The organism is Mycobacterium sp. (assembly GCF_032159775.1).
Taxonomy (GTDB): domain Bacteria; phylum Actinomycetota; class Actinomycetes; order Mycobacteriales; family Mycobacteriaceae; genus Mycobacterium.
This window is the reverse complement of record NZ_JAVHWK010000168.1, coordinates 1-6713: the sequence shown is the minus strand read 5'-3', so window position 1 is coordinate 6713 and position 6713 is coordinate 1. Positions and strand designations below refer to the sequence as shown.

At 66.8% G+C, this 6713-nt stretch carries 7 protein-coding genes; 6 read left to right on the top strand and 1 reads right to left on the bottom strand.

The genetic code is table 11. The features are described from left to right. The 5 genes from sucB to QOJ24_RS22445 all read left to right on the top strand — a co-directional run. A partial coding sequence (sucB, locus tag QOJ24_RS22465) for a 2-oxoglutarate dehydrogenase, E2 component, dihydrolipoamide succinyltransferase (protein WP_526265285.1) occupies positions 1 to 1364 on the top strand: 1364 nt, incomplete at its 5' end. Between the two features lie 6 nt (positions 1365 to 1370). Further along, positions 1371 to 2273, top strand: a complete 903-nt coding sequence (locus QOJ24_RS22460; RefSeq protein ID WP_526265283.1) for a TIGR01777 family oxidoreductase — start codon at positions 1371 to 1373, stop codon at positions 2271 to 2273. Further along, the gene (gene lipB / locus QOJ24_RS22455) at positions 2267 to 2950 is read left to right on the top strand and encodes a lipoyl(octanoyl) transferase LipB (RefSeq protein WP_526265287.1); all 684 of its coding nucleotides are present in this window, start codon (positions 2267 to 2269) and stop codon (positions 2948 to 2950) included. Before QOJ24_RS22460 ends, lipB begins: the two co-directional genes overlap by 7 nt. Beyond that, the gene (gene lipA / locus QOJ24_RS22450) at positions 2947 to 3918 is read left to right on the top strand and encodes a lipoyl synthase (protein ID WP_526265281.1); all 972 of its coding nucleotides are present in this window, start codon (positions 2947 to 2949) and stop codon (positions 3916 to 3918) included. Before lipB ends, lipA begins: the two co-directional genes overlap by 4 nt. A 4-nt stretch (positions 3919 to 3922) precedes the next feature. Beyond that, positions 3923 to 4678, top strand: coding sequence for a DUF4191 family protein (locus QOJ24_RS22445; RefSeq protein WP_526265279.1), 756 nt, complete (start codon positions 3923 to 3925; stop codon positions 4676 to 4678). Here QOJ24_RS22445 and QOJ24_RS22440 read toward each other — a convergent pair whose 3' ends face one another. After that, on the bottom strand, positions 4679 to 5155 hold the full coding sequence (locus QOJ24_RS22440) for an RDD family protein (RefSeq protein ID WP_526265278.1): 477 nt from the start codon (positions 5153 to 5155) through the stop codon (positions 4679 to 4681). Between the two features lie 120 nt (positions 5156 to 5275). Between QOJ24_RS22440 and glnA the strand changes: the two genes are divergently transcribed. Then, positions 5276 to 6712 carry a type I glutamate--ammonia ligase gene (gene glnA, locus QOJ24_RS22435; protein ID WP_526265276.1) on the top strand — a complete coding sequence of 479 codons (1437 nt, stop codon included), beginning with the start codon at positions 5276 to 5278 and terminating at the stop codon, positions 6710 to 6712. Position 6713: the final 1 nt, after the last annotated feature.

Here is a 6713-nt window from a genome sequence, read left to right as displayed (position 1 = left end):
TCACCGAGGGCACCGTGACGCGCTGGCTGAAGAAGGTCGGCGACAGCGTCGAGGTCGACGAACCACTGGTCGAGGTATCCACCGACAAGGTCGATACCGAGATCCCGTCACCGGTGGCAGGCACGTTGGTGTCGATCACCGCCGATGAGGACGACACCGTCGCGGTCGGCGGCGAACTGGCCAAGATCGGCGCGGCGGGCTCGGCCCCGGCGGCCAAGCCCGAACCGAAGCCCGAGCCCAAGCCGGAACCGAAACCCGAACCCAAGTCCGAGCCGAAGCCGGAACCCAAGTCCGAGCCGAAGCCGGAACCCAAGCCCGAGCCCAAACCCGAGCCGAAGCCCGAGCCGAAGCCGGAACCCAAGCCCGAACCTGCGGCACCTGCCGCTGAGGCACCATCGGATTCCGCTGGCAGCGACGGCAGCCCGTACGTCACCCCGCTGGTCCGAAAGTTGGCCGTGGAGAACGGCATCGACCTCGCATCGGTCAAGGGCACCGGCGTCGGCGGCCGCATCCGCAAGCAGGACGTGCTGGCGGCAGCGGAGGCCAAGAAGGCCCCACCCGCCGCGGCACCGGCAGCTCCTGCGGCCTCGGCCGCGGCGCCCGCCAAGGCCGCTGCGACTCCCGCCCCCGCGCTCGCGCACCTGCGTGGGACGACGCAGAAGGCCAACCGGATCCGCCAGATCACGGCCAAGAAGACGCGTGAATCCCTGCAGACCACAGCGCAGTTGACGCAGACCCACGAGGTCGATCTGACCAAGATCGTGGCGCTGCGGGCACGGGCCAAGGCGAGCTTCGCCGAGCGCGAGGGCGTCAACCTGACGTTCCTGCCGTTCTTCGCCGTGGCGGTCGTCGACGCGCTCAAGGCGCATCCGAACGTGAACGCCAGCTACAACGAGGACACCAAGGAGATCACCTACTACGACGCCGAGCACCTCGGTTTCGCGGTGGATACCGAACAGGGCCTGCTGTCGCCGGTGATCCACAACGCCGGCGACCTGTCGCTGGGAGGCTTGGCGCGGGCCATCGCCGACATCGCGGCGCGCGCGCGGTCGGGCAACCTCAAACCCGACGAGTTGTCCGGCGGCACCTTCACGATCACCAACATCGGCAGCCAGGGTGCGCTGTTCGACACCCCGATCCTGGTACCGCCGCAAGCGGCGATGCTGGGCACCGGTGCGATCGTCAAGCGCCCCCGCGTGGTGGTCGACCAGACCGGCAACGAGTCGATCGGCGTGCGCTCGATCTGCTATCTGCCGCTGACGTATGACCACCGGCTCGTCGACGGCGCGGACGCTGGTCGCTTCCTGACCACCATCAAGCGCAGGCTCGAAGAGGGCGCGTTCGAGGCAGATCTGGGGCTGTAGAAACACGTGGCCACCGTTGCGATTGCGGGGTCCTCAGGGCTGATCGGCTCGGCGCTGGTCTACGCACTGAGGGTCAACGACCACCGGGTGGTGCGCATCGTCCGGCGGGCACCGTCGAACTCCGACGAGTTGTTCTGGAATCCGGACACCGGCGAGTTCGATGCCAACGCGCTGCGCGGGGTGGACGCCGCGGTCAACATGTGCGGCGTCAGCGTCGGCGCCAAACGGTGGTCGGGCGCCTTCAAGCAGACCCTGCGCGACAGCCGGATCGACCCCACCGACGTGCTGTCGGCAGCGGTCGCCGATGCGGGCGTCGGTGTGCTGATCAACGCCAGCGCCGTCGGTTACTACGGCGACACCGGTAACCGGATCGCCGACGAGACCGCTCCGTCGGGGCGTGGGTTCCTGGCCCAGCTGTGCCGCGACTGGGAGGCGGCGACGGCGCCTGCGCAGCATGCGGGTGTGCGTGTCGTGTTGGCCCGCACCGGGTTGGTGCTGTCGCCGCGCGGCGGGATGCTCAGCCGGCTGCGACCGCTGTTCTCGCTGGGCCTCGGCGCCCGGCTCGGCAGCGGCCGCCAGTACATGCCGTGGATCAGCCTCGAAGACCAGGTGCGCGCACTGCTGTTCGCGATCTTCGCCGACGAGCTGTCGGGCCCGGTGAACTTCACCGGGCCTGCCCCGGTGACCAACTCCGAGTTCACGACGGCGATGGGTCGTGCGCTGAACCGACCGACACCCCTGCTGGTTCCGGGCTTTGCGCTCAAGACAGTGCTGGGCGAGTTCGCCGAGGAAGGGCTGCTCGGCGGACAACGCGCGATTCCCGCGGCGCTGGAGGCCGCGGGCTACGAGTTCCGGCACAACACCGTCGGCGAGGCATTGGCCTACGTCACGAGTACCGTCGAATCGTGAGTTCCATCCGGTCGGCGACAGCACCGATCGACGTTCGGCCGTTGGGCATCGTCGACTATCAGGACGCCTGGACGTTGCAGCGGGAGTTGGCCGACGCGAGGGTCGCGGGCGGACCCGACACGCTGCTGCTGCTCGAGCACCCGGCGGTCTTCACCGCGGGGCGACGCACGTTGCCCAGCGAAAGACCCAGTGCGTCCGCCTCCGATATTCCCGTGATCGACACCGATCGGGGCGGCAAGATCACCTGGCACGGCCCCGGTCAGCTGGTCGGCTATCCGATTATCGGCCTGGCCGAACCACTTGACGTGGTGAATTTCGTTCGGCGCCTTGAAGAGTCGTTGATCCATGTGTGCGCCGACCTCGGATTGGAAACCGTGCGCGTCGCAGGCCGGTCGGGCGTGTGGGTGCCTGCTGACGACAGGGGCCCGGCCCGCAAGGTCGGCGCGATCGGGGTCCGGGTATCGCGGGCGACCACACTGCATGGGTTCGCGCTGAACTGCGACTGCGACCTGAGTGCGTTCTCTGCGATCGTGCCGTGCGGCATCGCCGACGCCGGGGTCACTTCGCTGACGGCAGAACTGGGCCGTCACGTCGGCGTCGACGACGTCGCCGACCGCGTCACGGCCGCCGTGTGCGACGCGCTGGACGGCCGGCTGCGGGTAGCGTTGACCTCGTGACAGTCGCGCCGGGATCCAATGTCGCCGCCAGCGCGGCTCCGGAAGGTAGGAAGCTTCTGCGTCTCGAAGTCCGCAACGCGCAGACTCCGATCGAGCGCAAGCCGCCATGGATCAAGACCCGGATGAAGACGGGCCCCGAGTACACGCAGCTGAAGAATTTGGTCCGCCGTGAGGGTCTGCACACTGTCTGCGAGGAAGCCGGTTGCCCCAACATCTACGAGTGCTGGGAGGACCGGGAGGCGACATTCCTGATCGGCGGCGAGCAGTGCACCCGTCGCTGCGACTTCTGCCAGATCGACACCGGCAAGCCGGCAGAACTGGACCGCGACGAGCCGCGCCGGGTCGCCGAGAGTGTCGCCACCATGGGCCTGCGATACGCGACCGTCACGGGCGTCGCCCGAGACGATCTGCCCGACGGCGGCGCGTGGCTGTACGCCGAGACGGTGCGCCACATCAAGAAGCTCAACCCCGAAACCGGCGTGGAACTGCTGATCCCCGACTTCAACGGTGAGCCCGCCCTGCTCGATCAGGTCTTCGAGTCACGGCCGGAAGTGTTGGCGCACAACGTCGAAACCGTGCCCCGGATTTTCAAGCGGATCCGGCCTGCATTCCGATACGACCGCAGCCTGGCGGTGATCACCGCCGCGCGGGACTACGGGCTGGTCACCAAGAGCAACTTGATTCTCGGTATGGGCGAGACGACGGACGAGGTCCGAACGGCGCTCACGGATCTGGTCGAGGCGGGCTGCGACATCGTCACGATCACGCAGTACCTGCGGCCGTCGGCGCGTCATCACCCGGTGGAGCGCTGGGTTCATCCCGACGAGTTCGTCGAGCACGCGGCCTTCGCGGAGGGTCTCGGGTTTGCCGGGGTGCTGGCGGGCCCGCTGGTGCGGTCGTCGTATCGGGCCGGTCGCCTCTATTCGCAGGCAGCGGGCTCAAGGGTCTCGCACCCACCCGTATCCTGAAGCAATGGCGAAGACCACCCGCAACAAGGCTGAAGTGAAGGCCGCAAAGGCCGAGGCCAAGGCCACCCGCAAGGCCGCTTCCAAGCAGCGCCGCAGTCAGCTGTGGCAGGCGTTTCAGATCCAGCGCAAGGAGGACAACCGCCTACTGCCCTACATGATCGGCGCGTTCGTGCTGATCGTGGCGGCCTCGGTGGTGGCAGGAGTGTTCGCGGGCGGCATCACGATGTTCACGCTGATCCCGCTTGGAGTGGTGCTCGGCGCGTTGGTGGCGTTCATCATCTTCGCCCGGCGGGCACAGAAATCGGTTTATCACAAGGCCGAGGGCCAGGCGGGCGCGGCGGCGTGGGCACTGGACAACCTGCGCGGCAAGTGGCGCGTCACCCCGGGTGTCGCGGCCACCGGCCATCTGGATGCGGTGCACCGGGTCATCGGCAGGCCGGGCGTGATCTTCGTCGGCGAAGGCTCGGCGGCGCGGGTCAAACCACTACTGGCACAAGAGAAGAAGCGCACCGCACGGCTGGTCGGTGACGTCCCGATCTACGACGTTGTGATCGGCAACGGCGCCGACGAGGTGCCGCTGGCGAGGTTGGAACGCCACCTGAACAAGCTGCCTGCCAACATCACCGTCAAGCAGATGGACTCGCTGGAGTCGCGGCTGGGCGCGCTCGGTTCGAAGGTCGGCCCGGCGGCGATGCCCAAGGGCCCGATGCCGAACGCGGGGAAGATGCGCGGCATGCAGCGGACCGTCCGCAGGCGCTAGCTAGCGTCGCACCACCGCGGTGTGGGTCAGCCGGTCGTGCAGGCCGCGCAGATCGGTGTCGGTGAACAGCGGCGGGATCACCAACGCGATCAGCAGACCGCGGACCACCGCGCGCCCGAAGCCGACATGGAGCCGGTTGTCGACGGGCACCACGGTCAGGCCGAGCGCGTACTGGCCTGGAGTGAACCCGAAAAGCCGCACCGAAACCGCACCCAGCACGAACCAGATGACCAGCACGGCGGTGGATAGTGCCTGCACACCGAACCAGCCGAACGTCATGGCCAGAGCCGCCAACCCGTAGCCGATCAGCCAGTCGATGGACAGGGCTCCGATGCGCGTGCCCATCCGGGCAAGAGATTGAGGACCGCTGGGGGGTAGACCCAGCCGCTGACCTGGATAATCATTAGGTCGCTGGTCGGTCGGTTCCGGCCCGACGGGCGGCGGTCCGGACAGCCAGGAACCGAAGCTGGAAGGCATGGTTCCAGCATAGGTCTGGAGGAATTGCGTAACTTCGGCGCAACATACGGTTGACTGCCGTGCAACATCGTGTCCATAGCGTCATGCCCCGGGTTAACACAGAAATAAGGAGAGTCTTCAGTGGCAGATAAGACCGCCGACGACATCATGAAGCAGATCAAGGACGAGGACGTCGCCTATGTCGACATCCGGTTCTGCGATCTGCCCGGTGTCGTCCAGCACTTCTCGATCCCGGCCTCGGCGTTCGACGAAAGCGTTTTCGAGGACGGATTGGCCTTCGACGGCTCGTCGGTGCGCGGCTTCCAGTCCATCCACGAGTCGGACATGATGCTGCTGCCCGATCCGGCGACGGCGCGTATCGACCCGTTCCGCGAGGCGAAGACGCTGAACCTCAACTTCTTCGTGCACGACCCGTTCACCCGTGAGGCGTACTCGCGCGATCCGCGCAACGTGGCCCGCAAGGCGGAGAACTACTTGGCCAGCACCGGCATCGCCGACACCGCGTACTTCGGGGCTGAGGCGGAGTTCTACATCTTCGACTCGGTCGCCTTCGACTCGCAGATGAACGGCACGTTCTACGAGATCGACTCCGAGGCGGGCTGGTGGAACACCGGTGAGCCGTTCGAGTCCGACGGCAGCCCCAACCGCGGCTACAAGGTTCGCCCGAAGGGCGGCTACTTCCCCGTCGCGCCCTACGACCACTTTGTCGACCTGCGCGACCAGATGTGCACCAACCTGCAGAACGCGGGCTTCACGCTGGAGCGCGGCCACCACGAGGTGGGCACCGCGGGGCAGGCGGAGATCAACTACAAGTTCAACACGCTGCTGCACGCGGCCGATGACCTGGTGCTGTTCAAGTACATCATCAAGAACACGGCATGGCAGGCAGGCAAGACCGTGACGTTCATGCCGAAGCCGCTGTTCGGCGACAACGGCTCGGGCATGCATGCCCACCAGTCGCTGTGGAAGGACGGCAACCCGCTGTTCCACGACGAGTCCGGCTACGCCGGGCTGTCAGATACGGCTCGCCACTACATCGGCGGCATCCTGCACCACGCGCCGTCGCTGCTGGCGTTCACCAACCCGACGGTGAACTCGTACAAGCGTCTGGTGCCTGGCTACGAGGCGCCGATCAACCTGGTGTACAGCCAGCGCAACCGCTCGGCGTGTGTGCGCATCCCGATCACGGGCAACAACCCGAAGGCCAAGCGCCTCGAGTTCCGCTGCCCGGACAGCTCGGGTAACCCGTACCTCGCGTTCGCAGCGATGATGATGGCCGGTCTGGACGGCATCAAGAAGAAGCTGGAGCCGCAGGCACCGATCGACAAGGACCTCTACGAGCTGCCGCCGGACGAGGCGGCCAGCATTCCGCAGGCTCCGACGTCGCTCTCGGCAGTGATCGACCGCCTCGAAGAGGATCACGAATACCTCACGGAGGGCGGGGTTTTCACCGAGGACCTGATCGAGACGTGGATCTCGTTCAAGCGTGAGAACGAGATTCTGCCGATCCAGATCCGTCCGCACCCGTATGAGATCGCGTTGTACTACGACGTGTAAT